2 protein-coding genes and 1 pseudogene are annotated in these 2240 nt (G+C 71.2%); 2 read left to right on the top strand and 1 reads right to left on the bottom strand.

The window, feature by feature from the left end; genetic code table 11:
* Positions 1-220, top strand: a 220-nt coding sequence (locus VB080_RS15625) for a hypothetical protein (protein WP_323419372.1), incomplete at its 5' end; no start/stop codon positions are given.
* Between the two features lie 576 nt (positions 221-796).
* Positions 797-1327 carry a YbaK/EbsC family protein gene (locus VB080_RS15620; protein WP_323419371.1) on the top strand — a complete coding sequence of 177 codons (531 nt, stop codon included), beginning with the start codon at positions 797-799 and terminating at the stop codon, positions 1325-1327.
* Positions 1328-2004: 677 nt separating this feature from the next.
* Here VB080_RS15620 and VB080_RS15615 read toward each other — a convergent pair.
* Positions 2005-2240: pseudogene (locus tag VB080_RS15615) on the bottom strand (GNAT family protein); the annotation flags it as partial.

Genomic DNA, 2240 nt, shown 5'->3' with positions numbered 1-2240 from the left:
TCCGAAGCTGCCGCCGTTCATCGAGTTGACGCAGGTCAGGGGGGACGTACGCACGACGTTCTATCAAGGACTGGAAGCGCAACCCGTCGCGGATGCAATCCTTGAATGCCGTGGACGCGTCGAGCAGGAGCGCCTTCGGGGCGCGGCCAGGCAGGCGCGGGGCGAGGGGCTGTTGACCACGGCCGAGTGGCACCAGGTCAGGAAGGGGCTTCGGTCGTGAGCGTCGGAGGAATCTCCGGTCTGACAACGGTGACCATCGGGCTTGTCCGATTGCCCGGTCCCTCTCATTGGGGAGGCGACCGGCTGCCGCAGCTCCGGCGCGGCGGTCGGGTTGGTGACGGGATGGCGGCATGGCAACGGCAAGCCCCGCAGTGCGGCCGGGAGCCGAGCCCTATGCGGCCGGCGAGGGGCGGCACGGCGACCTGCTGTGCCACGGGGTTCACCGGGTCGCCGGTGTCGATGCGGCCGTGGGCGCAGTACCTGGAAGGGCAGGGCTACACCGTCCGGATGCCGTGGCTGCTCGGTCACGGCGCCAGTTGGCAGGAGATGAACACACGACCTGGCAGTAGTGGTCCGGCGAGGTCGACCCGGCGCTGACCGAACTGCACGCGTCCTGCAGTGGGGTGGCGGTGTGCGGGTTGTCGATGGGCGGCGGGCTGGCGCTGCGGCTGGCGGAGAACGACGTGGCGGCCCTGGCGCTGGTGAACCCTGCGATCGGGCTGACGCGGTTCGGCCTGAGACGTCCGCGCTGTGAGGCCTGCCCGGGAAGCGGGCACCGGTTGCCTACAGTGGCAGCGTGTTCGGCAAGCTGAGTCCCGTCCCTGCCCGCGAGCGTCCTGACCTGGTGCCGGCGTCGGTGTACGCGGCGCTGGCTTACGTCCCGGCCGCGCAGGTCGTCGAGATCGACCCCGACCACGCCGACACCGAGACCCTCTGCCGGGTCTACGACCTGCCGATGGAGGCGATGGCCAACGCCGTGCTGGTGCAGGGCAGCCGCGCCGGCGAGGTCCGCCAGGCCTGCTGCATGACACTGGCCCACCGCCGGGTCGACGTGAACAATGCGGTGCGCCGCAAACTGGACGTCCGTAAGGCCTCGTTCGCGCCGATGGAGGTTGCGGTCGAGGCGTCGGGGATGGAGTACGGCGGGATCACCCCGGTCGGCTTGCCCGCCGACTGGCCGGTGTGGGTGGACGCCGCCGTCGCCGACACCGACCTGGTGATGATCGGCGCCGGCTACCGCCGGGCCAAGCTGATCCTGCCTGGTGCCGCGCTGCTCGATCTCCCAGCGGCCGAGCGGGTCGAGGGCCTGGCCCGCGACCTCGGCTGAGCCACCGCTGGTCGAGCCTGTCGAGACCTCGCGAGCGTCGGGGGACAGCGGAGACTCGTTGCTGGCTCGGGCGGGTGGACAGTTCTGCCGGTTCTGGAGCCGGTCAGGTCGGCGTCTGCCGGGAAGTGGACAGCGTTGCTGGTTCTGGCGTTGTCGCGCGCGGTTATTGCCTGCAGAACTGTCCAGGCTCCCGGGAAGCGACGCCTGCCCTGCTGCAGAACCGGCAGAATCGTCCAGCGACCGAGCGTGCGCGCCATGAGCCAACTGCCGGGGAGCGCACCTCACGGCCGGGCTGGGCTTCTGGTGGCCGCGGTGCTGGGGAGGGCGTGGCCGGGAGGGGGTTGGTCAGCAGCGGTGGATCCGGAGGGGTGCGCACCTCGAAGGGATGTAGTTCGAGGGTGCGACGGCGCGGTGCGGCGGGAGACCGCGACGAGGCCGCCGGGCGACGCCTGAATATCCAGACGGTGAGACGGCCAGGCGGTCGGGCGTTCGGGCCGTCAGGAGGGCAGGCTGTCAGGCTGTCAGGCGGGCAGGCTGTCAGGCGGGCGAGCTGTCAGGCGGGCGAGCCGTCGCGCGGCGGGCTGTCGCTGCCGGTGACGCCGATGGTCACCTGGAGGGTGGGCGAACTGTCGCCCGTGCGGGCTGTCGGGCGAGCAGGCTGTCGGGCGAGCAGACCGTCAGGCATCCAGGCCAACGAACTGCCGGACGGCGTCCGCGCCGGTGACGCTGACCGGCGTGCCGCGGATGAAGGTCGCTGGCGTCAGCAGGTACTTGTTGTTGGCCACCCAGGTGCCGCGGCGGGCGAGCCGGTCGACACCGTTCGGCTGGTAGCCGACCCTGCGGCTCACCCCGTTCGACGCCGGGTTGTCGGCGAACGCGCCGGAGGTGAGTTGCTCGAAGCCGAGGTGGTCGA

Source organism: Propionicimonas sp., assembly GCF_034927565.1.
In the GTDB taxonomy this organism is placed as follows: domain Bacteria; phylum Actinomycetota; class Actinomycetes; order Propionibacteriales; family Propionibacteriaceae; genus Propionicimonas.
The sequence above is the reverse complement of the archived record's forward strand: the minus strand, read 5'-3'. Positions and strand labels throughout refer to the sequence as shown.